Here is a 23948-nt window from a genome sequence, read left to right on the forward strand (position 1 = left end):
TTTTGGGTTTGCCGTTCAATCGAGATTTTTGAGTACCTTGGCCAGCTTGCCAAACAGCTCATCGATATGCTGTTTTTCCATCACCAGCGGTGGCGACAGGGCGATGATGTCGCCTGTCGTGCGTATCAACACGCCGTCGGCGAAGGCCTGTTTGAAGGCGTTGAAGGCGCGCGTGCCGGGTTTGCCGGCGATGGGATCGAGCTCGATGCCGGCGATCAGGCCGATGCTGCGCAAGTCGATCACGTGCGGCAAGCCTTTCAGGGAATGCACGGCGTCGCTCCAATACGCCTGCATCGCTTTGGCGTGGCCGAGGATGTCCTGTTCCTCGAACACTTGCAGGGTCGCCAGCGAAGCGGCGCAGGCGAGCGGATGGCCCGAATACGTGTAGCCGTGGAATAGTTCGATGCCGGCTGGCGCGTCCATGAAGGCGTCGTGGATGTATTTTTTGCTGAACACGGCGCCCATCGGCACCATGCCGTTGGTCAGGCCCTTGGCCGTCGTCATCAGGTCCGGCTCGACGTCGAAATAATCAGCCGCGAACGGTGTCGTCATGCGGCCGAAGCCCGTGATGACTTCATCGAAGATGAGCAGGATGCCGTGCTTGGTGCATAGTTCGCGCAAGCGTTTCAGATAGCCTTTCGGCGGGATCAGCACGCCCGTGGAACCAGCCACCGGTTCGACGATGACGGCGGCGATCGTCGACGCGTCGTGCAGGGCGACGATGCGTTCCAGTTCATCAGCCAGGTGGGTGCCATATTCGGGCTCGCCCACCGTGTAGGCATTCTTGTCCAGGTTATGCGTGTGCGGCAGGTGGTCCACGCCGGGCAGCAGGGGGCCGAAGGTCTTGCGGTTGCCTGCGATGCCGCCCACGGAAATGCCGCCGAAACCCACGCCGTGATAACCGCGTTCGCGGCCGATCAATCGGGTGCGTGCACCCTCGCCGCGCGCCCTGTGGTAGGCCAGCGCGATCTTCAACGCCGTGTCGACGGCCTCGGAACCGGAGTTGGTGTAGAAGACGTGGCCAAATTTATGCCCCGTGTAATCCATCAGTTTTTCCGCCAGGTCGAAGGCGGCCGGATGGCCCATCTGGAAGGTGGGCGCGAAGTCCAGCTGGCCCACCATCTCGCGGATGGCGCCGACGATTTTCGGCTGCGCATGGCCGCACGGCACGCACCACAGGCCGGCCGTCCCATCGAGGATGGCGTTGCCATCGACGTCCTTGTAGTACATGCCTTCGGCCGACACGAGCAAGCGCGGGTTGGCCTTGAAATCACGGTTATTCGTAAACGGCATCCAGAATGCCGACATCGATTCCGGCCTTGTTTCATTCATGACCTTCTCCTTGGGATGGGCTGGCGCGGGGCCAGGATCGTTTTTGACGATGCGTAAAATAATTTACCAGTTGGCAAAAAGCTGATGTAATAATAGACAGGCCATCCTCAATGGCACAGATACACAAACGGCAAAGTATCCCAACCGTACAGGTCGAAAAACCACTACAGTTTTGTGCAAGGCAGCAAAGGAGCCACCGGTGACGCACAACGTGAAGCAGGACGAGGGCGAAGGTAACGCCAGTGGCTGGCCCGTGCTCGACATCGACCGCCAGAAGAAGGGCGGCCTGGTCGAGCAGATCGTCATCGCCATCAGCGTCATGGTGGGCAGCCGCGCCCTGCGCATCGGCACGCGCATGCCGTCCGTGCGCCAGTTCGCCCGCTGCAATGGCGTGTCGACGTTTACCGTCGTCGAATCGTACGACCGCCTGGTCAACCTCGGCTTGCTGTCGTCGCGCCGCGGTTCCGGCTATTTCGTCGCGCGCCACGATATCGCCGCCTCGCCGCAGGCCGCCGTGCACGCTAGCCCCACCGCCATCGACGCCCTCACGCCCGATCTGTATTCGGGCGTGTCCGATGCCCTGCCCGTGGGCGCGGGTTGGCTGCCGCCCGAAATGTATGGCGAGGCGACCGTGCTCGATGCCGTGCGCCAGGCCATGCGCATTCCAGCCAGCAGGCTGCGCGGCTATGGCCACCCGCTCGGTTTTCCCTCGCTGCGCCAGCACCTGGCCAGCAGCCTGTCGGAAGAGCTGTTCCAGGTGGAACCGGACCAGGTCTTGCTGACGCATGGCGCCACGCATGCCTTCGATCTGATCCTGCGCAGCCTGACCAAGCCGGGCGACACGGTGCTGGTGGAAGACCCCGGCTACAGCAATCTGCAGTCGCTGATACGCCACCACGGCTGCATCCCCGTGGGCATTGCACGCGGCGAGGCGGGCCTCGACCTCGATACGCTGGCCAGCGAGGCGGCGCGCACGCAGCCGAAACTCATGTTCGTCAACACGGTGCTGCAAAATCCGCTCGGCACTTCGCTCAGCCAGGCGCAGACGCACCGTCTGCTGGCACTGGCCGAGCAATTCGATTTCTGGCTGGTGGAAGATGATATCTACCGCGAACTGGCGGCACGCGGCGAAGCGTCGCTGGCGGCCATGGATGGCTTGCGCCGCGTGATCCGCGTGGGCAGTTTTTCCAAGACACTCTCGCCCGTGCTGCGCGTGGGATCGATTTGCGCCTCGCCGTCGCTGGTGGCGGAACTGGTGCGCGTGAAGATGCTGGCGGGGTTGACGACGTCGGAAATCAACGAGCGCGCCGTCTACCACGCCGTGTCCGCGCGGCCCTACAAGCGCATGGTGGAGCGGCTGGTGGCGCAGCTCGATGCGGCCCGCGAGCGCAGCATCGACTGCCTGGCGCAGGCGGGCATGGCGCCCGTGGCGCGTCCGCGCGGCGGCATGTTCGTCAGCGCCGGCTGGCCCGACGTGCAGACGCCGGAATGGAATGGCAAGATCATCGCCGACATGGCCTTGAAGGCGGGCATCCTGCTGTCGCCGAACGAATTTTTCATGCTGCGCGCGCCCGAGACGGTGTGGTTCCGCTTCAACGTGGCCTACACCGATACACCCGTGCTGCAGGCATTCCTGCAATCGATACGCCCACGCTAAAGAACCCGCCATGGCCAGCGACAAATCCCCTGCCCTTCTCGTGAAAAATGCCGGCGGCCGGCGCCTGCAAAACCGCGACCGCCTGGAAGCGGATATCCTCGAGCAAGCCGTGCGCGCGTTTGCGGAAAGCGGCTATGAAGGCGCGTCGATCGCCACGATCGCCGAGCGGGCCGGCCTGTCGAAGCAGAACCTCATGTATTACTTCCCGTCCAAGCAGCTGCTGTACCAGCGCGTGCTCGACGACGTGCTCGACGACTGGCTGGCGCGCATGGACATGCTGGCCAATGCACACGACGAACCGCGCGACGTGCTGCGCGCCTACATCGGCGCCAAGCTGCGTTTTTCGCGCGAACAGCCATGGGCTTCGCGCGTGTATGCGCTGGAAGTAATCAATGGCGCGCCCCTGTACGGCGCGCAGATACGCGACCGGGTCGTGCCCCTGCTGCGCAAGGATATCGCCGTCTTCGAAGCGTGGATCGCGGCCGGCAGGATCGCGCCCGTCAACGCCACGCACCTGATGTTCGCCATCTGGGCCATGACGCAATCGTATGCGGATTTTTCGGCGCAGATGGCCCTGGTGCTGGAACGCAGGCAGCTCACGCGCAAGGATTACGAGGATGCGGAAATCCTGATCGCGCACATGGTGCTGGCGGCCGTGTCCATGCCGCCGGCAGGCGAAAAAAAACCGCCTTGAAGGCGGTTTCCCGAACAGCGCGAACGTTACGCTGCCGTCTTGCTCTTGCGGCGGCGCGCCATGAAGCCAACCAGGCCCAGGCCTGCCAGCAGCATCGCATAGGTTTCCGGTTCCGGCACGGCCGAGACATAACCGGCCACGTTGGTGGCGTTGAAAGAGTGGCTGGCGTTGACCTGGATGTTCGAAGCCCAGTTACCCACGACCACGTCGCCGTTGATCTGGCCGTTACCACCGGCCATGGTCGCCAGCGGCGCCAGGACGCTGCCGTACAGGCCCACGCCGTTCAGGGTGATCGTCTGCGCTTCATAGAAGTTGTACAGCACATTGTATTTGCTGAAATCGCCGTAGCCGCCGGACAGGTTCACGTTCGTGCCGCTGATATTGAGGATCAGGGTGTCGTTCGTGTGCAGGTTGCTGAACTTGAAGTTGTTCACCGAGCCCAGCGCCGCGGAAGTCAGGTCGAACACTTGCACGCCGCCCGTGCCGCCCTTCAGGGTCATGCCGCCGTAGGCCACGGAGCTGCTGCCCGTGGATGCCACGTTCGCCAGCGAGGCCGAGGTATTTTTCAGCTGGGCCGAGGTCGATGCAAACGATACGGGCGACGCCATCGTCTTGGTCGCCGTGTTCAGGCCCACGCTGCTCGTCGTCGTGCTGCCGCCCACAAAGTAATTGCCGTTCTTGATAGAACCGGAGCTGTAGTTCAGGTTGCCGCCAACGACCAGCGCATAGCCGGTATTACCGTGCGTGACGTAGGCGTCCTTGTTCTTGTCATTGACGGAATAGTTCGATGCCGTCAGATTACCGGCCACCAGCACGCCGCCTTCGACATCGCTGCCGGACGCGCTGAAGTTGCTCAGGGAATATAAATTGGCGCCACCGATGCCCAAATCGACAACACCGGCTTGCGCGGCGCTGGCGGCAAACACGGTCGACAGAACGAGTACGAATGATGATTTAGGCATGATTGACATTTTATTTCCAAAAAGAAAATTAACTTGACGCCAGAATATCATATCCATTGACTTTGATATGTCGCAAACCAACAATTTTTGTAACAATAATGCAAACACAGTTGCACAATGAGAATCATTCTCCTATCGCTGCCCGGAGAACGCGTTAGCCGTCCCGATGACGCTTTGAACAGACGGGCAAACAGCCGCCTGTTCTGCACTTTCAATATTGCTTAGAAGCGCAGCCAACTTGGTGATACGATCGCGGCAGCGCCAGACCAGGCCGGCCCACAGAGTACGAAATCATAAGGATGAAGCACGCATGAAACGATTGTCCCTAGGCGCACTGATGCTGGCATATGCCTGCGGCGCGCACGCCGATGTGTTTAACATGATCGACAACCAGCCGCTCAGCGAAACCTGGCTCAACGCGGGCTTTTACTCATATCACTTTCAGCGCGACAAGAACCTGAACGACAGCAATCCGGGCCTGGGCGCCGAATACCGCTTTTCCACGGTCGCGTCGGTCACAGCTGGCCGCTTCTACAATAGCGACCGCGCCTACTCGAATTACCTGGGCGTGTACTACCAGCCGATCAAGGTGGGCCCGCTGCGCATCGGCGCCGTCGTTGGCGGCTTCAGCGGCTATCCGAAGATGCGCGATGGCGGCTGGTTCCCCGCCCTCGTCCCCACCATCAGCTATGAATACCAGCGCGTGGGCGTGAATATCGCCATCGTGCCGTCCTACAAGGACCGCCTGTATGGCGCGCTCAGTTTCCAGCTGAAACTCAAGGTATTCGAATAGCCGTTTGTCCCTGCCTGTCGCCGTTCGCTCCGCCATTCCTGCCATTCGTCGCATACGCGATGCTCGGCAGCAAGGTTTTGCCTATAGTGGATTCATTGCCAGCATGCATACGGCAGCGGCACCCACACGACAGGAGAACGGCATGAAAGACATCAATTCGGCACCGGGCAGCACTTCCTTCAGCGCTTTCTGGAACGAGCTGTGCGCTTACACGCGCCAGGGCATGGCAGCCTTGCGCGCCATGCCCTGGCCCATGCTGCTGGTATGCTGCCTGGGCCTGGCGTTCCTGATCACCATCTTGCCGCTGGCCATCATGCTGTTTGCCCTCGTCATGCTGCTGAAATGGGCAAGCAACAGCGACGATGCCGGCGCAGACGAAAAAGTACCGGGCTCGCAGCAGTCGCCGCAATAAAAATTTGTGTCGTGGCAAGAGGACAATGATTGTTCTATGGCACTATGGATGGGCGCAGCACTGACGGGCGTCAAGCCCATCCCCATGGATGGCAGGGATATGGAACGCCACGCAGGATCCATGATCGAAGCTACTCCCCCACAGCCATAGGAGTTTTCTGATGACCACGACAGCAAAAGCGACAGCAGCGACGACCATTCCCTGCCTGCGCTACCGCGATGCGCCCGCCGCCATCGAATGGCTGTGCAAGGCGCTCGGCTTTGAAAAACAATTGATCGTGCCTGACGGCAACGGTGGCGTCGCCCATGCGCAACTGAGCTTTGGCAATGGCATGGTCATGGTGGCGCCCGCCATCGACAGCGACTATGGCCGCCTGATGAAACTGCCCGGCGACATCGGCGGCGCCAACACGCAAAGCTGCTACCTGGTCGTCAGCGATGCCGACGCCGTCTACCGCAGCGCGCGCGAAGCGGGCGCCGAAATCGTGCTCGACATCAAGGATGAAGATTACGGCGGACGGGGCTTTACCTGCCGCGACCCGGAAGGCCACATCTGGAGCCTGGGCACCTACGATCCATGGTAAAACGGAGAACAATGATTATCAGTAGCCTCACCGCCGCCAGCCTTGCGCTGATCGGCGGTTTCCTGTCCGCTCCCGTCCTCGTCGACGAACATCTCAACCGCGTCCATCCCCCGTCCGGCAAGGCGCCATCGGCAGCCACTGTAACCCTGCACGAGAGCCTGTGGATCGCCGATCTGCACGCCGACAGCCTGCTGTGGCAACGCAATCTGAACCGCGACAGCCAGCGCGGGCATGTCGACTTCCCCCGCCTGCAGCGCGCCAACGTAGCGCTGCAAGCGTTTTCCGTCGTCACCAAGACGCCGCGCAAGATGAATATCGAACGCAATGGCAGCGACACGGACAACATCACGGCGCTCGTGGTGGCGCAAGGCTTGCCGCCCGCCACCTGGAACAGCCTGCTGGCGCGCGCCACTTACCAGGCCGATGAGCTGCGCCAGCAAGCGGCCAAGAGCGATGGCAAGGTCCGGGTCATCGGCAGCCGCGCCCAGTTGCGCAGCTTCATCGCCGCGCGCGAAAAAGACCCCGCCCTGCTGGCCGGCTGGCTGACCCTGGAAGGCGCGCATGCGCTGGAAGGCAAGCTGGACAACCTCGACACCCTGTACCGGGCCGGCTACCGCATGGCCGCGCCCACGCATTTCTTCGATACGGAACTGTCCGGCTCCCAGCATGGTTTGAAGAAAGACGGCCTGACGCCGCTGGGCAAGCAATGGCTGCGCGCCATGGAGCAGCGCAAGATGATCGTCGACCTGGCGCACGCCTCGCCGGCCACCATCGACGACGTGTTGACGATGGCGAAACGCCCCGTGATGGTGTCGCACACGGGCGTGCGCGGCACTTGCGCCAACGGCCGCAACCTCAGCGACGCACAGTTGAAACGCATCGCCGCCCAGGGTGGCCTGGTGGGTATCGGCTTCTGGAATACGGCCGTCTGCGGCAAGGACGTGGCGTCCATCGCGCGCGCCATCAAGTACACGGTAAAACTGATCGGCGCCGAACATGTGGCCTATGGCTCGGACTTCGACGGCGCCGTCACTACGGCCATCGATGCGACGGGCTTGCCGCGCTTGACGCAGGCGCTGCTCGACGCAGGCCTGTCGGAAGCGCAAGTGCGCCGCGTGGCCGGTGAAAACGTGCGCGACTTCTTGCTGAAAAACCTGCCGGACGATGACACCTAGGCCAGTGCGCTGATCAAGTCCTCGCTCGCCACCTGGCGCGGCCGGATGCGTATCAGCTTGCGGTACAGCGGCGGCATCGACTCGCACAGCGCCAGCAGCGCGTCCTCCCCCATGGCCGGGCGCACGTACTGGAATTGCGCGGGATTATTCTCCGGCAGCGCCCCTTCCATGGTGGAGCCGTAGGCGCCCAGGGTCATGAAACTGGCGGCGCTGTCGTCCGGGCCGATGGCCAGCACGAAGGTGCCGTGCTTGGGGTGGCCCAGGTAGCTTTTGATGTCTTCCTGCAGCGCAGGATCCGCGCTTGCCATCAACTCAAAGCGCAGCTGGGCGTACTGGCGCGTGCATTCCATGAACGGCGTGCGGATGACCGATTGCGACAATTTTCCCGGCATGCATAGCAGCAGGTTGCCGAAGGAGTCGAGCAAGGCGGCAGCGTCGCCCTGCCCGCCATCGCGCACATCCTGCTCCATGGCCGCCTGCAGGAAGGGCGCCAGGCCCGCATCGGGCGCATGCGGTTCACAACGGTAAGTCAGGGCGTCCGGATAGCGGCGGCGCAAGGCGCGCACCACGGCATGCTCGGATGGCAAGGTGGCCGGATCGCGCAGGGACACGTCGTCGCCCGCGTTCAGCAGCTGCATCACCTGCGCCGATGTCGACTCGAACACGAGCGAGCACAGTGCCTGCGTCGCCTCGTGGATGCTCTTGCCGATGAAAAAAGATTTGGGCGCGGCGCCGGACGGCGCGCGGGCGTATTCGGTGGCGCCGCGCACGGCCGGATAGCAAAAGCTGCGTCCCGCCTGCGCCTGCAGCGGCGCCGGCAAGGCCGTGAACATGGCGCTGCCATCGTAATTGATGCCCGCCTTGACGTCGGGCGCGGCTACCACCACGTTGAAACCGGCCGCCAGAATCGCCCCCGTACACATGCAGCACGGGTCGAGCGAGGTGACGATGGTCAGTTCCCCCGGCGGCGGCAAGGTCACGCCCTTGGCCCGCTCGGCGAAATACCAATCGACCAGCTGGCGCTCGCCATGCGCCGTGGGGTCAAATACCAGCCCCTGGCGCACGACGTTGTTGTGCATCGATTGCAGCACGTTGCCGGCGCCGTCGAGCAGCACGCCACCCACGCCGAACGTGCCCTGCGTCTTCGCTGCCATGGCTTCGGCCGCGGCAATCGCCACGGCGGCCTGGATGTCTATCGTCTTGTTCAAGCGGATCCTGTTACTTCATGTCCAGGTCGGAATTGCCGAAGCCGTGCGGCAGCAGCCAGCCGGCCGTCACTTCCATGACATCGTTTTTCAGGTTCGTCAGGATCACCGGCAAGTCGGCGCCGCCCATCTCGAAGATCACCTGGCGGCAGGCGCCGCATGGCGAGATCGGTTCGGCCGTGTCACCCGTGACGGCCAGCTTGGCAAAGTCGCCCGGCTTGCAGCCATGCGCGATGGCGCTGAAAAACGCCGTGCGCTCGGCGCAGTTGCACAAGCCATAGGCGGCGTTTTCCACATTACAGCCACGGAAGACGCGGCCATCCTTGCACAGCAGAGCCGCGCCTACCTTGAAACGCGAGTATGGCGCGTAGGCCAGTTCACGGCCGGCATTGGCTTCGGCGATCAGTTCTTGGTTGTTCATTTGATTATCTATCTGTAAAACCCGCGAAAGGCCGGGGTCAGACCCTCAGGGTCTGACCCCAGATTTTGCCTCTAGGGTTAAGTTATGGTCGAATGGTACGGTAAATCACGGGATTGCCCGTCAACGCCACCGCGCTGATGGCATACGCTTCCTGGATTTCCCTGACGGCTTGCTGCGCCGCCGCTGCCGTGCGCGCGTGCACCATGGCCAGCGGCTGGCCCACGGACACTGGCTCGCCCAGGCCCACGAGGTCCGTCAGGCCGACGGCGAAATCGATGCTGTCCGTCGGGCGGCGGCGGCCACCACCGAGGGCCACGACGGCCAGGCCGATGGCGCGGCAATCGCGCACGTTGGCAAAGCCGGCCGACAGCGCCGGTGCCGGCACGATGAACGGCGCCTGTTCCAGGTGCTTGTCCGGATGTTCGACCAGATCGGCCGGGCCGCCCAGGGCCGACACCATGCGCGCGAAGCGCTCGGCCGCTTCACCCGAATCGAGTGCCGCCATCAATTTCACGCGCGCCTCCTCTTCGGTGGCGGCAAGGCCGCCCAGCACCAGCATCTCGGCGCACAGCGCCAATGTCACTTCGTGCAGGCGCGCGGGACGCGAACGGCCCGTCAGGTAATCCATGGCGCCGCGCACTTCCAGCGCATTGCCCGCGTACGGCGCCAGCGACTCGTTCATGTCCGTCAGAATGGCCGACGTCTGCATGCCCGCGCCATTGCCGACGGCGACAATGCTCTCGGCCAGCTCCACCGACTTGTCGTACGTCGGCATGAAGGCGCCCGAACCCACTTTCACGTCCATCACCAGCGCGTCCAGGCCGGCCGAGAGTTTCTTCGACAGGATGGAGCCGGTGATCATGGCCACCGATTCCACCGTGGCGGTGACGTCGCGGATGCTGTAGAAGCGCTTGTCGGCCGGCGCCAGCTGCGCCGTCTGGCCGATGATGGCCACGCCGATATCCTGCACCACCTTGCGGAACAGTGCATTGTCCGGCACCGTGCAATAGCCTGGAATGGCGTCGAACTTGTCCAAGGTACCGCCCGTGTGGCCCAGGCCGCGGCCCGAGATCATCGGCACGTAGCCGCCGCATGCAGCGACCATGGGACCCAGCAGCAGCGAGACCACATCGCCCACGCCGCCCGTCGAATGCTTGTCGACGATGGGGCCAGGCAGGTTCAGCGAACGCCAGTCCAGCACGTGGCCGGAATCGCGCATGGCCAGGGTGAACGCCACGCGCTCGTCCATGTTCATGTCGTTGAAATAGACAGCCATGCCCAGCGCCGCGATCTGCCCTTCGCTGACGCTGCCGTCAGTGATGCCGCGCACGAAAAACTGGATTTCCTCGGCGCTCAATACGCCCTTGTCGCGCTTCTTGCGAATAATTTCCTGAGTTAGAAACATGATAGCTCCCGATGTCCTATTCAAATGCTGATGTCGATCCAGCGGCCTTGTCGGATTACGCCCTGCGGGCTAATCCGACCTACACGCCTTGCTGGCGAAAGCAACTTGGGGCCGGCGCCCCGGCGCATCGCTGCGCGGAAGAACCGGCCCCACTATCCTGCTTTACAAACTTAGACGCCGTAAGGAATCCACACGTTTTTCACTTGCGACGCATGCGCCAGCACGGCGCGGCCGCCGCTTTGGGCAGCGCTGTACCAGTCGCGGCCCTTGGCGCCGCCGACCCAGGTGCGTTTCAGGGTGCCGGCCGACAGGCGCTCGACTTCAGCGCAACCGTCAGCGGATCCGTCATGGCGCCAGACGGCGTCGATGTCGGCGTGCGTGGCCAGGGTGCGCGCCAGTTCATCGGCGTTGCCGCTGATGATGTTGACGACGCCGCCCGGCAGGTCGGACGTATCGAAGACCTGGTACAGGTCCAGCGCGGAGAGCGGATGCGCTTCCGACGGCACCACCACCACGCGGTTGCCCAGCGCGATGGCCGGCGCCACCAGCGAAATGAAGCCGAGTAACGGCGCTTCATTCGGGCAGACGATGCCGATCACGCCAACCGCTTCGTTCAGCGCCACGGTGATGCCCTTGGTTGGCGGCTGGTGCGCCAGGCCGTCGTACTTGTCGGCCCAGGCGGCGTAGTAGAACAGGCGTTCGATCGATGCCTGCACTTCCTTCTCGGGATTTTTACTGCCCGTCATGGCGGCGATGCGGACGGCGAATTCGTCGGCGCGCGCTGCCAGGTTTTCGGCGATGTAGTACAGCACTTGCGCGCGGTTGTGCGCCGTGGCGCTGGTCCAGCCGGACGCTTTATGGGCCGCTTCGACGGCGTTGCGGATATCCTTGCGGCTGCCCACGCCCACTTCGGCCAGCAGGGCGCCGTTTGCGCCGAAGACGGGTGCGCTGTAGGCGCTGTCAGGGCGCGCCTGCTTGCCGCCGATGTACATCTTGGCCGTGCGGTCGATGGCAAACGGATCGGCTGCCGCCGGCTTCACGTTGGCCTTGGCTTTCGCCTCCACCACCGGCAAGGCCGGACGCGCATCTTCGGCCAGGGCCGTCATGTATTCCAGCATGCCTTCGCGGCCGCCTTCACGGCCGAAGCCCGATTCGCGGTAGCCGCCGAAGCCGCACGCCGCATCGAACTGGTTGGCGCTGTTGATCCACACCACGCCAGCCTTGATGGCGGGAGCGATATCGAGGGCCAGGCTGATCGACTCGGTCCACACGCTGGCGGCCAGGCCGTACACCGTGTTGTTCGCCAGCTGCACCGCTTCGGGCGGCGTGCGGAAGCTCATGGCCACCAGCACGGGGCCGAAGATTTCAGCCTGCGCCACGGCGGCCGAGGTCGACGCGCCCGTGATCAGGGTCGGCGGGAACCACGAACCGTCAGCCGGCAGTTCGCACGCCGGTTGCCACACGTCGCAGCCTTCGGCGCGGGCCGAATCGACCAGCGCGGCGATGCGCTGGCGCTGCACCGGATCGACCAGCGCGCCCACGTCCATCGATTTGTCCAGGGGCGAGCCGAGGCGCAGGTTTTCCATGCGGGCGCGTACCTTGTTCAGGAAGCGTTCCTGGACCGATTCCTGCACCAGCAGGCGCGAACCGGCGCAGCACACTTGTCCCTGGTTGAACCAGATCGAATCGACCAGGCCTTCCACGGCGCCATCGAGGTCCGCGTCTTCAAAGACGATGAACGGCGACTTGCCGCCAAGTTCCAGCGACAGCTTCTTGCCGCTGCCGGCCGTCGCCTCGCGAATGAGGCGGCCCACTTCCGTGGAACCCGTAAACGCGATCTTGTCGACGCCAGGATGGTTGACGATGGCCGAGCCCACGCGGCCGTCGCCGGTGACGATGTTGACGACGCCGGCCGGCACGCCCGCCTGCAAACACAGTTCGGCGAACAGCATGGCGGTCAGCGACGTGAATTCCGCCGGCTTGAAGACGACCGTGTTACCGGCCGCCAGGGCCGGAGCGATTTTCCACGACAGCATCAGCAGGGGGAAATTCCACGGCACGATCTGACCTACCACGCCCACGGCGCGGTAGTCGGCGAACTCTTCCGACTGCAGCTGCGCCCAGCCGGCGTGATGGTAGAAATGGCGCGCGGCCAGCGGCAGATCGATATCGCGCGTTTCGCGGATGGTCTTGCCGTTGTCCAGGGTTTCCAGCACGGCGAACAGGCGCGAATGCTTTTGCAGCAAACGGGCCAGTGCGTACATGACTTTCGCGCGGCCGTGGCCGCCCATGCCCTGCCATACGGGCAGCGCGCGGCGCGCCGCGTCGACGGCGCGTTCCACGTCGGCGTCGGTCGCTTGCGTCAGTTCGGCCAGCTGCGTGCCGTCGGCAGGATTGGTCGAGGCGAACAGTTCCGCCGGCGCGCTCCAGGCATTGTCGATGAACAAACCGAATGTGCGCTGGTGGCCATCGAGCCACGCCTGCGCTTCTTTTTGACTTTCGGGAGCAGGGCCGTAGTCCATAGTATTGAGAATCTCGTTAATTGTTGGCATGACGATTGTTCTTTAAGGTTGTGCGTGACGATGATTGGCCGAGTAGCTGCCGGTGACGTAGTGCTCGAGCTGGCGCTCGATGTCGGTCAGCAGGCTGGAAGCGCCGATGCGGAACAGGTGCGGCTGCAGCCATTCGTTGCCCAGCTCTTCCTTCATCAGGGTCAGGTATTGCAGCGCACTCTTGGCCGAGCTGACGCCGCCGGCCGGCTTGAAGCCCACCTGGAAGCCCGTCTGCTCGTGGTATTCGCGGATCGTGCGCACCATCGTCAGGGCCACGGGAATGGTGGCGTTCACGCCCTCTTTACCGGTGGAAGTCTTGATGAAATCGGCGCCGGCCATCATGCAGACCCACGACGCCTTGGCCACGTTTTCCATGGTCAGCAAGTCGCCCGTGGCGAGAATCGCCTTCACGTGCGCTTCGCCGCACGCCTGGCGGTAAGCGAGCATTTCGTCGTACAGCACTTGCCAGTTGCCGTTCAGGACGTGCTGGCGCGTGATGACGATATCGATCTCGGAAGCGCCTGCGGCGACCGACAGCTCGATCTCGCGCAGCTTCGTTTCCATGCTCGTCAGGCCGGCCGGGAAACCCGTCGATACGGCGGCGATGGGCAAGCGGCCCTGGATGACTTTCACGGCCGGCTGGATCATCTCGTGGTACACGCACACGGCGCCGGTACTCAAGTCGGTCAGGCCCAGCGCGTCCATCAGGTCGGCGCGCAGCGGGCGCATGGCCTTCATGCACAGGCGTTCCACTCGGCCCGGCGTATCGTCGCCGCCCAGGGTGGTCAGGTCGATCATCTGGATGGCTTTCACCAGCCAGGCGGCCTGGTATTCCTTTTTCACGGTACGGCGGTTTGCCAGGCTGGCCGCGCGGCGGTCTGTCGCGGCGCGGTTGACGCGGATCTGGTTGATCCAGCCCAGGTCGAGACCAACGGCCTCGTTACGCTTGAATTCGGGATGCATGAGTGTCATAACAAGCTGGTTCCATTAGCAAGTGGTGGTACGCCAAGGTGTTTGGCGAGGGTTTGGCCAATATCGGAGAAGGTCTCGGAAATGCCCAGTGCGCGCGGGGCGACGCCGGGGCCGAAGAAGATCATCGGTATGTGTTCGCGGGTGTGGTCGGAGCCGTGCCAGGTGGGGTCGCAGCCATGGTCGGCGGTGATCACGACCAGGTCGCCTTTCTTGAGCTTGGCCATGAATTCCGGCAGGCGCGCATCCATTTCGCGCAGCGCGTCGGCATAGCCCTCGACGTTGCGGCGGTGGCCGAACGCCTGGTCGAAATCGACGAAGTTCACAAAGGTGAGCGACTTGTCCTGCACTTCATCGGCCGTCTTCAACAGCGCTTCGAACAGCGCCATATTGTCGACGCCCTTGACGACTCTGGAGATGCCCTGGGTAGCGAAAATGTCGCTGATCTTGCCCAGGCCGACGACTTCGCCTCCCGCATTCTTGACGTGGTCGAGCAGGGTCGGCGCGGGTGGCGCGACGGCGTAGTCGTGACGGTTGGAGGTGCGCGTGTAGTTGCCATTGCTGCCCGTGAACGGACGGGCGATGACGCGGCCGATGTTGTACGGCTCGACCAGTTTGAAGGCCATTTCGCACACTGCGTACAGGCGCTCGAGGCCGAACGATTCTTCGTGCGCGGCGATCTGCATCACCGAGTCGCCCGACGTATAGATAATCAGCTTGCCGGTGGCGACGTGCTCGTCGCCATGCTTGTTGATGATGTCCGTGCCCGAGGCATGGCAGTCGCCGAGGAAGCCGGGAACGCCGGACAAGGCCTTCAGCTTGTCGGTCAGGTCGGCCGGGAACGATGGCGTGGTACGGGGAAAATATCCCCAGTCGAATTCGACGGGCACGCCGGCGATTTCCCAGTGGCCGCTCTGCGTGTCCTTGCCGGTGGAGCGCTCGCGCGCCGCGCCGTAGGCACCGGTAAAACCGTCGCGCTGGTCGAAGCCCATGGCCCATTCGCCGCTGGCCAGGTGCGCCGCAGCGCCCAGGCCCAGGCGTTCCATGTTCGGGAGTTTCAAGGTCTTGCCGCTTTTGGCGACAGTGCTGGCAATGTGGCCAAAGGTATTGGCACCTGCGTCGCCATACTTGGCGGCGTCTGGCGTCGCGCCAAGGCCGAAGGAATCAAGCAGGAGGATAAATGCGCGTGACATGATAAGGCTCGCTTTATGGAGTGATGCGAAGATGATGCAAACAGTGTAGGCCGGATTTTCCCGGCCTGCCGCGCGGCAGCGCCGCTAAGTGGCGCGCCGCTACTGCGTCAAGAAAAGTGCTTAGGCTTGCGGTTTGGCGGCCACGGTGGCCAGGAAAGCCAGGATCAGCTTGACCAGGTCTTTCGCGCCGATGGCCGCGTATTTCAGGGTCTGCTCGTGCGACAGGGCGAATGGCGACATGCCTTCGGCCAGGTTGGTAATCACCGATACGCCCACCACTTTCAGGTCGCAATGACGGGCCGACACCACTTCCGGCACCACCGACATGCCGACCGTGTCGGCGCCCAGGCGGGCCATCATGCGGATTTCGGCGGCCGTCTCGAAGTTCGGGCCAGGGTAGGCGACGAACACGCCTTCGTGCAGGGTGATGCCGTTCGCGGCAGCCGTGTCCTTGACCAGATTGCGCAGGTCCGCATCGTAGGCGTTGGCCATGCTGAAGAAGCGCGGGCCGAAGCGGTCGTCGTTCGGGCCGACCATCGGCGTGCCTGGCAGCAGGTTGATGTGGTCGCTGATGGCCACCAGGCTGCCGGCGTCCACTTCAGGGCGCAGGGAACCGGCCGCGTTGGTGACGAACAGCATTTCGCAGCCCAGCAGTTTCAGGGTGCGGATGGCGCTCGTCATCACGCCCATGCCATAACCTTCGTAGAAGTGGCCACGGCCCTTCATGCAGACGACGGCGACGCCCGACAGGGTGCCGATCACCAGTTCGCCGGCATGGCCGTGCACGGTGCTGATCGGGAAGCCCGGCAATTCGTCAAAGCTGATGCTGACGGCGTCCGTCATCTGCTCGGCCAACACACCCAGGCCGGAGCCGAGGATCATCGCCACGCGCGGCTTGAAATTTTCAGGAGCGCGGGCACGGATGATTTCGGCGGCGTGGAAAGGGGTGTTGTTCGACATGGTTATCCTCTGATTGACTATTGATGATGGGTTGCTGCCTGCGCGACGGTATAGGCAAAATATCGCGCCCAGGTATCGGGTATGTATGGGTGTTACTGGACTATCCAGATGCGTATTGCCACTATTTGCCGCCACTATGCATCAAACGGAATATGTATGGCAAATACCATTTTTCTTGCCCATTTATACAATTCAAATATAAATGGCCGACATTATAGTCGAGGCTAGCCCCTGCCTGCCATCCCCGGAAAATGCATGCATACAAGCTCCATACGAAGGTTTTTCATGCACACTTGACACGAGCTTGACACTGACAGGACAAATGTTTACAGTTCCAGACAAATGTTTAAACCCCAGCGAAAACCCCTGTGACCGATACCAATAAAAAAGACCAGCTGTACACGCTGATCCGTAACAACCCCTTCATCTCGCAGCAAGACCTGGCGAGCGAACTGGGCTTGTCGCGCTCGGCCGTCGCCGGCCACATCGCCGGATTGATCCGCGAGCGGCGCCTGCTGGGACGCGCCTATGTACTGCCCGACAGCCGTCCCGTGCTGTGCATCGGCGCCGCCAACCTCGACCGCAAGATGCGCACCCTGGCGACCCTGCAGATGGGCACCTCGAATCCCGTGCGCTCGGAAGAAGTGTTTGGCGGCGTGGGCCGCAACATCGCGGAAAACCTGGCCCGCTTGTCGATCCCCGTGGCCCTGCTGACGGCGCTGGGCGACGATGCGGCCGGCCACGCCCTGCAGACGCACGCGGAAGACGCGGGCATCGACATGCGCGGCAGCTTGCATCTGAGCAATACCAGCAGCGGCACCTACACGGCCGTGCTCGACGAACATGGCGAAATGCTGCTGGCGATGGCCAACATGCAACTGTATGAACAGCTGACGCCCGCCTTTTTGCATAGCCGCCAGCCGCAGCGCGCCGCCGCCGCCCTCACCGTCTGCGACCTGAACCTGGGCCACGACAGCGTGCAGGCCCTGCTGGCCGATGCCCGCCAGGATGGGGCTCACGCGACGCCGCTCGTCATCGTCGCCGTCTCGAAGCCGAAGATGGCGCACTTGCCGCAAGACCTGTCGGGCTTGCACTTGCTGATACTCAACCGTGGCGAACTGGAAACGCGCGTGGCGCGGGCCTTGCCCACGGCAACCGATCTGCGCGCCGCCTGCCGCGAAGTGCAGCGCCAGGGCGCGCGCCAGGTGATCGTCACCTGCGGCAGCGAAGGCGTGTATTTCACGGATGGCGACAGCCTGGACGCGCCTATCGTCCACCTGGCCGCGCGCGAAGTGGACGCCGTCGACGTGACGGGCGCCGGCGACGCGTTTTCCGCCGCCGTCTGCTGGTCGCTGTACCACGACAGCAGCGATTTGAAACTGGCCTGCCGGCGCGGCCTGAAGCTGGCCGCCATGACCCTGGAATCGGCCGCCACCGTCTCGCCCCAGATTTCCGCTGGCGCACTCGACAACATTGACGACGCCGATCTGGCGCCGCCCCCACCTACCCTCTTTCAACAGGACTGACATGACCCAATTACAGAATTTCCTCTTGTTCTCGCAAGAAGTGCTCGACGCGCGCGCCGCCGGCAAGGCCATCGTGGCGCTGGAATCGACCATCATTTCGCACGGCATGCCGTATCCGCAAAACGTGGAAATGGCGCGCGAAGTGGAGCAGATCATCCGTGATGGCGGCGCAGTGCCGGCCACCATCGCCATCATCGGCGGCAAGATCTGCGTGGGCCTGTCGCCCGACCAGCTGGAATTGCTGGGCACCTCGCCCGACGCCATGAAGGTCAGCCGCCGCGACCTGCCGTTCGTCCTGTCGCAAGGCAAGCTGGGCGCCACCACCGTTGCCGCCACCATGATCTGCGCGGAACTGGCCGGTATTTCCGTGTTCGTCACGGGTGGCATCGGCGGCGTGCACCGCGGCGCGGAAACGAGCTTCGATATTTCCGCCGACTTGCAGGAACTGGCACAAACGTCGGTGGCCGTCGTCTGCGCGGGCGTCAAATCCATCCTCGACATCGGCCTGACCCTGGAATACCTGGAAACGCATGGCGTGCCCGTCATCAGCGTGGGCCAGGAAGGTTTTCCTGCCTTCTTTACGCGCGAAAGCGGCTTCAAGGCCGATTTCCGCCTCGATACGGCCGCCGAACAAGCCGCGTTCATCGGCACCAAGTGGCAGCTGGGCTTGACAGGCGGCGTGGTCGTCAGCAACCCCGTGCCGGCCGCGCAAGCGATGCCCAAGGAAGAGATCGATGCCATCACCGCGCAAGCGCTGCAGGAAGCGGATGCAGGCGGCGTAAAGGGCAAGCAAGTCACGCCATTCCTGCTCTCGCGCATCAAGCAGCTGACGGATGGCCGCAGCCTGGCGACGAATATCGCGCTGGTCAAGCACAATGCGCAAGTCGGCACGGCACTGGCCATTGCCATGCAGGCGGTCGTGGCACGATAATAGGACTGCTGTAAAGAAAGCGCGCGCACCTTCACGGGTCCGCGCGCCGTTCCATCGCCTAGCAACACGCAACGCCAAGGAAAGCATGTCCATCGATCTGAAACAGTTAAAGTATTTTCTTGCCGTTGCCGAGGAGAAAAGCTTCAGCCGCGCCGCCGAGCGCCTGCATATCTCGCAGCCGCCCCTGAGCCAGCAGATCATGAAACTGGAAAGCGAACTGGGCGTACGCCTGTTTGCGCGCACCACGCGCACCTTCGAGCTGACCGTGGCGGGCAAGGCGCTGATGAACGAAGCGGCCGACCTGCTGGCCAAGATGCGCATGACCATCGACACGATCCGCCAGATCGACCGCGGCGAAGTGGGCCGCTTGCGCGTGGGCATCGTCGGCTCGGCCATGTGGGGCCCTATCCCCAGCCTGCTGGAAGAATTCCAGACCAAATTTCCCCGCGTCACCTGGACCATCCATGAGTTTGGTCCCACAGTGCAATACGAAGCCTTGCGCGCCAAGCAGATCGACGTGGGTTTCTGGCGCGAACCCAAACTCAATGACGACGATTTGCGTCACGACAATCTGCGCCAGGAACTGTGCTTCCGCGAAAACGTCTGCGTGGCCGTCAATGAACACCATCCGCTGGCGAAAAACACGTCCATCGAGCTGATCGACATCGCCGAAGAACCGATGCTGACCCTGAACCTCGACAAATCCGCGTTTCCCCGCTACCTGGTGCAATGCTGCATCAATGCCGGTTTTGAACCCGTGATTTTCCAGGAAGCGAGCGAACCGCAAACCCTGCTGGCCATGGTGGGCGCGGGCCTGGGCGTGACCCTGGTGCCGGAAACGACAAGCCGCATCGGCTGGCCCGGCGTCGTGTTTCTGCCGATCAAGACGAATCCGCCCTCAGCGAATCTGTACATCAGCTACACGACACTCGACGACGCTCCCGTCGTGCGGGCCTTCCTGAATATCCTCAATCCCCCGGCTGCCTGAGAACGCGAACAAAACCTACTGCGCGTCGCGATTTGCGGCCTCCGATGCTCACTGTGCATTCGCACAGCTCCGCTTCTCGACCACAACTCACTGCCGCTCGCTACGGTTTTGTTATGCGTTCTTAAAACCTATTTATACGCAGTGCATATAAATACATAAACAAAAACGTATTTGTCATACATATCTGGCATGATGCATAGTGATTCGGACGCCCATCGCGGCGCCGGTCTCGTGCTTGCCCTGCCCGTCATCTGACGGCGCATCCCAGCCCGCTCCGGCAGCCCCATTCGATGTTGTACCTATAAAAGAGACGGGGCGCGACTGTTGCATGAGCATCACACTGACGACATGAAAGCAGACGAGGTCAGCAATGATCTTGTGCAATACAGTGCAATGTTGATAAGGAATTATCACCTCGTGCATCAAAAACAGGCTAAATCGGCCCCAAATTATATGTTTCACCTATAAAAAATATACAATATCGATCTTCCAGGAGCCAATTCATGAAACTTACACAATTTAGTTTGACGATCGCAGCCGTATTTCTGACTGCTCAAGCGTCCGCGGCTACCCCAAAACTGGGTGTCGTGTATGACGCGGGCGGCAAGTTCGACAAGTCGTTCAACCAATCCGCTTTCGAAGGCGCATCGCGCTTCAAAAAAGACACGGGCATTTCCTTCATCGAAGTGCAGGCATCGAGCGATACGCAAGCCGAGCAAGTCATGCGTGGCCTGGCCCGCAAGAAACTCGACATGATCGCCGCCATCGGCTTTGCGCAAACGCAAGCCGTGCAAAAGGTCGCCAAGGAATTTCCGAACGTAAAATTCGTGCTGATCGATGGCCAGGCCGCCGGCAGCAACGTCAATTCCGTCGTCTTCAAGGAAGAAGAAGGCTCCTACCTGGTGGGTGTGGCGGCAGCCATGGCCAGCAAGAGCAAGAAAGTCGGCTTCATCGGCGGCATCGATATTCCATTGATCCGCAACTTCGCCTGCGGCTACGCGCAAGGCGCGAAGGCCGTCAATCCGAAGATGGAAATCACGCAAAACATGGTCGGCACCACGTCCGGCGCCTGGAATGACCCGGCCAAGGGTGGCGAACTGGCCCGCTCGCAATTCGAGCGCGGCGTCGATGTCGTCTTCGCCGTCGCTGGCGGCAGCGGCATGGGTACCCTGCAAATGGCCAAGGAAAAAGGCAAGCTGGCCATCGGCGTTGATTCGAACCAGAATCATCTGTATCCAGGCAGTATCCTGACCTCGATGGTCAAGCGCGTCGACAACACGGTCTACGACAGCTTCATGCAAGTCAAGAACGGCACCTGGAAGGGCGGCGTCAGCTATAAAGGCTTGAAAGAAGGCGGCGTGGATTGGGCGCTCGACGCAAACAACCGCAAGCTGATTACGCCGGAAATCGAAAAGCGCGTGTTGGGTGCGCGTAAGGACATTATCGATGGCAAGATCAAAGTGATCGATTACCGCGTCGGCAGCAGCTGCCCGGTTTAATTTTTCTCCGTATCTTTTAGCGCGCCGCCGGGGCCAGTCTCCGCGCGGCGCGTTTCCATGAAACTATCCAGTTATGAACCTATGCAGCCAGCAGTAGAATTTCGCAGCATTTCCAAGCATTTTGGACATGTGAAGGCGAACGCCGACGTCAGCTTCTCCATCGCCAAGGGCAGTATCCATGGCCTGGTGGGGGAAAATGGCGCCGGCAAATCGACCTTGATGAGCATCCTGTACGGGTATTACCGTGCCGACGGCGGGGAAATCCTGCTCGACGGAAAAGTACAGCCTATCCGCAACAGCCAGGAAGCGATCAACCTCGGCATCGGCATGGTGCACCAGCACTTCATGCTGGTCGAGAACTTCACCGTCCTCGACAATATCATGCTGGGCACGGAAGGCGGCTTTCGCCTGGCCAGCCACCGCACGGAAGCGGAAGCGAAATTGCGCGAGATCTGCGCGCGCTACCGCCTCGACGTCGACCCGCTGGCGAAGATCGAAGACTTGTCCGTCGGCGCGCAGCAGCGCGTGGAAATCCTCAAGCAGATTTACCGCAGCGCCAATATCCTGATCCTCGACGAGCCGACGGCTGTGCTGACGGCCCAGGAAACGGCGTCGCTGTTTGAAATCCTGCGCCTGTTCAAGGAGCAGGGCAAGACCATCATCCTGATCACGCACAAGCTGCAAGAGATCCTGGAAATCACCGACAACGTCACCGTCATGCGCGGCGGCACGGTGGTGGGCGCCGTGGCGACCGCCGGCACCTCGAAAGAGGAACTGGCCAACATGATGGTGGGCCGCCCCATCCAGAGCCACTTGCCCCGTGCACCGTACAATCCGGGCGCCACGGTGCTGGAAGTGGACGGTCTGCAACTGACCGACGATCAGCAAGTCAAATTGCTGGCCGACATAGGCTTCAACTTGCGCGCCGGCGAAATCGTCGCCATCGCGGGGGTCTCTGGCAATGGCCAGAGCGAGTTGCTGGAAATTCTGTCCGGCATGCGTTTGCCGACGTCGGGCAAGCTGCGTTTTCTCGACAAGGACTTGCCGTTTGCCAAGCGCCACGATGCCGACGGCTTGCCGCTGGCCTTCCGCGACCTGGGCATCGCCCACATTCCGGAAGACCGCTTGCGCGACGGCGTGGTAAAGAATTTCTCCGTCATGCAAAACACCATCCTCGGTTACCAGGACCACCTGAAAAACCGCTGGGGCCTGTTCAACTTCAAGGCCATCGGCGCCCGCTGCGCGGAACTGCTGAAGACGTTCGACGTGCGTCCGGCCAATCCGGACCTGCGCATCGGCTTGCTGTCGGGCGGTAACCAGCAAAAGGTGGTGATCGCGCGCGAAGTGCTGGCCAAGCCGAAACTGATGCTGGTGGGCCAGCCCACGCGCGGCGTCGACATCGGCACCATCGAAAGCATCCATACGCAATTGCTGGCCCTGCGCGACGCAGGCGTGGCGATCCTGCTGGTGTCCGTCGAACTGGAAGAAGTGCGGGCGCTGGCCGACCGTATCCTCGTCATGTGCGGCGGACGCATCACCGGCGAACTGAAAATTGAAGAATTCGATACCACCCGCATCGGCCTGTTGATGGGGGGAATGCATAAATCATGAATAACGACTTGCCACGCTGGGCGACAGCCTTTGTCATGCCCATGTTAAACCTGCTGTCGGCCTTGCTGGTCGCAGCCCTGGTGATTTATATGCTGGGCGAGGATCCGGCCGAATCGCTGTCCATCCTCGTCCACAGCGCCATCCTCAATCCGGAAGGCTTGAGCTACACCCTGTTCTACGCCAGCACCTTCATTTTCACGGGCCTGTCCGTGTCCGTGGCGATGCAGGCCGGGCTGTTCAATATCGGTTCCGAAGGCCAGATGTATATCGGCGGCCTGGGCCTTACTGTCGCCATGCTGGCCTTCGACCAGACCCTGCCCGCCTGGCTATTGATACCGGCCGCCATGATCGGTGCGGCCCTGTTCGGCGCGCTGTGGGGTTTCCTGCCCGGCTACCTGCAAGCCAAGCGCGGCAGCCACATCGTCGTGACCACCATCATGTTCAACTTCATCGCCGCCAGCCTGATGAACTTCATTATCGTGAAGTATCTGATTCCGCCAGGCGAGCAGAACACGGCCAGCCGCGTGTTTGCGGAAAGTGGCGAAATGCCGCGCCTCTCCACCTGGTTCCCATCCTTGGGCGACACGCCGCTGAACATCAGTTTTATTTTGGCGATCGCCGCGCTGGTGATCTATGGCGTGATGGTGTGGCGCTCGTCGTGGGGCTTCAAGCTGCGCGCCACGGGCTTGAACAAGCATGCGGCCCACTATGCGGGCGTGTCGATCAGCAAGATGATCATCATCGTCATGCTGATTTCGGGCGCGCTGGCGGGCCTCGGTTCCGTCAATTCCATCATGGGTTCGACGCATTATCTGTCGCTCAATTTCGTCGGCGGCGCCGGTTTCATCGGCATCGCCATCGCCCTGATGGGCCGCCAGCATCCGGTCGGCATCTTCCTGTCGGCCGTGCTGTTCGGCGCGCTGATCCAGGGTGGTTTCGACCTGTCGCTGGAAAAACCGAATATTCCGACCGAAACCTTCATTTTCATCCAGGGCTTGATCATCCTGTTCTGCGGCGCCATGGAAAATTTCTACGCACCGGCCATTTCCGCCCTGCTCAAGCGCACCAAAGGCTAACACC

At 62.2% G+C, this 23948-nt stretch carries 21 protein-coding genes; 12 read left to right on the forward strand and 9 right to left on the reverse strand.

Annotated elements, in window-relative coordinates; all coding sequences use genetic code 11:
• Window positions 1-15 precede the first annotated feature (15 nt).
• On the reverse strand, window positions 16-1332 hold the full coding sequence (locus KO538_RS25710; RefSeq protein WP_219330075.1) for an aspartate aminotransferase family protein: 1317 nt from the start codon (window positions 1330-1332) through the stop codon (window positions 16-18).
• A gap of 199 nt (window positions 1333-1531) precedes the next feature.
• Between KO538_RS25710 and KO538_RS25715 the strand changes: the two genes are divergently transcribed.
• Both KO538_RS25715 and KO538_RS25720 read left to right on the forward strand, forming a co-directional pair.
• Window positions 1532-2989, forward strand: a complete 1458-nt coding sequence (locus KO538_RS25715) for a PLP-dependent aminotransferase family protein (protein WP_219330076.1) — start codon at window positions 1532-1534, stop codon at window positions 2987-2989.
• A gap of 10 nt (window positions 2990-2999) precedes the next feature.
• Window positions 3000-3683, forward strand: coding sequence for a TetR/AcrR family transcriptional regulator (locus KO538_RS25720; protein WP_219330077.1), 684 nt, complete (start codon window positions 3000-3002; stop codon window positions 3681-3683).
• Between the two features lie 26 nt (window positions 3684-3709).
• Here KO538_RS25720 and KO538_RS25725 read toward each other — a convergent pair whose 3' ends face one another.
• On the reverse strand, window positions 3710-4645 hold the full coding sequence (locus KO538_RS25725; RefSeq protein ID WP_219330078.1) for a choice-of-anchor A family protein: 936 nt from the start codon (window positions 4643-4645) through the stop codon (window positions 3710-3712).
• A gap of 310 nt (window positions 4646-4955) precedes the next feature.
• Here KO538_RS25725 and KO538_RS25730 point away from each other — a divergent pair, with 310 nt between their 5' ends.
• From KO538_RS25730 to KO538_RS25745, 4 genes are all read left to right on the forward strand, one after another.
• Window positions 4956-5438 carry a hypothetical protein gene (locus tag KO538_RS25730; protein WP_034754565.1) on the forward strand — a complete coding sequence of 161 codons (483 nt, stop codon included), beginning with the start codon at window positions 4956-4958 and terminating at the stop codon, window positions 5436-5438.
• A 142-nt stretch (window positions 5439-5580) separates the two neighbouring features.
• Window positions 5581-5850, forward strand: a complete 270-nt coding sequence (locus tag KO538_RS25735; protein WP_070303416.1) for a hypothetical protein — start codon at window positions 5581-5583, stop codon at window positions 5848-5850.
• 160 nt (window positions 5851-6010) lie between these two features.
• Window positions 6011-6433: a VOC family protein gene (locus KO538_RS25740; protein WP_034754561.1), complete on the forward strand. Its 423-nt coding sequence runs from the start codon at window positions 6011-6013 to the stop codon at window positions 6431-6433.
• 11 nt (window positions 6434-6444) lie between these two features.
• Window positions 6445-7608, forward strand: coding sequence for a dipeptidase (locus tag KO538_RS25745; RefSeq protein ID WP_219330079.1), 1164 nt, complete (start codon window positions 6445-6447; stop codon window positions 7606-7608).
• Here KO538_RS25745 and KO538_RS25750 read toward each other — a convergent pair.
• The 7 genes from KO538_RS25750 to xapA all read right to left on the reverse strand — a co-directional run bounded on the left by KO538_RS25750 (window position 7605) and on the right by xapA (window position 16313).
• A complete protein-coding gene (locus KO538_RS25750) occupies window positions 7605-8816 on the reverse strand; it encodes a nucleoside deaminase (protein ID WP_257620584.1) in 1212 nt (403 codons plus the stop codon). The genes KO538_RS25745 and KO538_RS25750 overlap by 4 nt on opposite strands.
• A 10-nt stretch (window positions 8817-8826) precedes the next feature.
• Complete coding sequence (locus KO538_RS25755) at window positions 8827-9234, reverse strand: cytidine deaminase (RefSeq protein ID WP_034754695.1); 408 nt, start codon at window positions 9232-9234, stop codon at window positions 8827-8829.
• A gap of 82 nt (window positions 9235-9316) precedes the next feature.
• Window positions 9317-10639 (reverse strand): thymidine phosphorylase, encoded by a 1323-nt coding sequence (gene deoA, locus KO538_RS25760; RefSeq protein ID WP_219330080.1) that lies wholly within the window; start codon window positions 10637-10639, stop codon window positions 9317-9319.
• A gap of 170 nt (window positions 10640-10809) precedes the next feature.
• Window positions 10810-13191, reverse strand: a complete 2382-nt coding sequence (locus KO538_RS25765; RefSeq protein WP_374106888.1) for an aldehyde dehydrogenase family protein — start codon at window positions 13189-13191, stop codon at window positions 10810-10812.
• A gap of 12 nt (window positions 13192-13203) precedes the next feature.
• The gene (deoC, locus tag KO538_RS25770; RefSeq protein WP_219330081.1) at window positions 13204-14163 is read right to left on the reverse strand and encodes a deoxyribose-phosphate aldolase; all 960 of its coding nucleotides are present in this window, start codon (window positions 14161-14163) and stop codon (window positions 13204-13206) included.
• Window positions 14160-15353: a phosphopentomutase gene (locus KO538_RS25775; RefSeq protein ID WP_219330082.1), complete on the reverse strand. Its 1194-nt coding sequence runs from the start codon at window positions 15351-15353 to the stop codon at window positions 14160-14162. Before KO538_RS25775 ends, deoC begins: the two co-directional genes overlap by 4 nt.
• Window positions 15354-15473: 120 nt before the next feature.
• Window positions 15474-16313, reverse strand: coding sequence for a xanthosine phosphorylase (gene xapA / locus KO538_RS25780; protein ID WP_058050228.1), 840 nt, complete (start codon window positions 16311-16313; stop codon window positions 15474-15476).
• A 368-nt stretch (window positions 16314-16681) separates the two neighbouring features.
• On the opposite strand from xapA, the gene KO538_RS25785 reads away from it, so the two are divergent.
• The 6 genes from KO538_RS25785 (at window position 16682) to KO538_RS25810 (ending at window position 23944) form a co-directional block, all read left to right on the forward strand.
• Window positions 16682-17839, forward strand: coding sequence for a carbohydrate kinase (locus KO538_RS25785; RefSeq protein WP_219330083.1), 1158 nt, complete (start codon window positions 16682-16684; stop codon window positions 17837-17839).
• A 1-nt stretch (window position 17840) separates the two neighbouring features.
• Window positions 17841-18770, forward strand: coding sequence for a pseudouridine-5'-phosphate glycosidase (locus KO538_RS25790; RefSeq protein ID WP_034754540.1), 930 nt, complete (start codon window positions 17841-17843; stop codon window positions 18768-18770).
• Window positions 18771-18855: 85 nt separating this feature from the next.
• Window positions 18856-19758: a LysR family transcriptional regulator gene (locus tag KO538_RS25795; protein ID WP_034754538.1), complete on the forward strand. Its 903-nt coding sequence runs from the start codon at window positions 18856-18858 to the stop codon at window positions 19756-19758.
• 503 nt (window positions 19759-20261) lie between these two features.
• Window positions 20262-21257, forward strand: a complete 996-nt coding sequence (locus KO538_RS25800) for a BMP family protein (protein ID WP_034754523.1) — start codon at window positions 20262-20264, stop codon at window positions 21255-21257.
• An 81-nt stretch (window positions 21258-21338) separates the two neighbouring features.
• Complete coding sequence (locus tag KO538_RS25805) at window positions 21339-22868, forward strand: ABC transporter ATP-binding protein (protein WP_219330084.1); 1530 nt, start codon at window positions 21339-21341, stop codon at window positions 22866-22868.
• The gene (locus KO538_RS25810; protein WP_034754518.1) at window positions 22865-23944 is read left to right on the forward strand and encodes an ABC transporter permease; all 1080 of its coding nucleotides are present in this window, start codon (window positions 22865-22867) and stop codon (window positions 23942-23944) included. The genes KO538_RS25805 and KO538_RS25810 overlap by 4 nt, the downstream gene beginning before the upstream one ends.
• Window positions 23945-23948 lie beyond the last annotated feature (4 nt).

The organism is Janthinobacterium sp. NKUCC08_JDC, from assembly GCF_019345575.1.
Taxonomy (GTDB): Bacteria; Pseudomonadota; Gammaproteobacteria; order Burkholderiales; family Burkholderiaceae_D; genus Janthinobacterium; species Janthinobacterium aestuarii.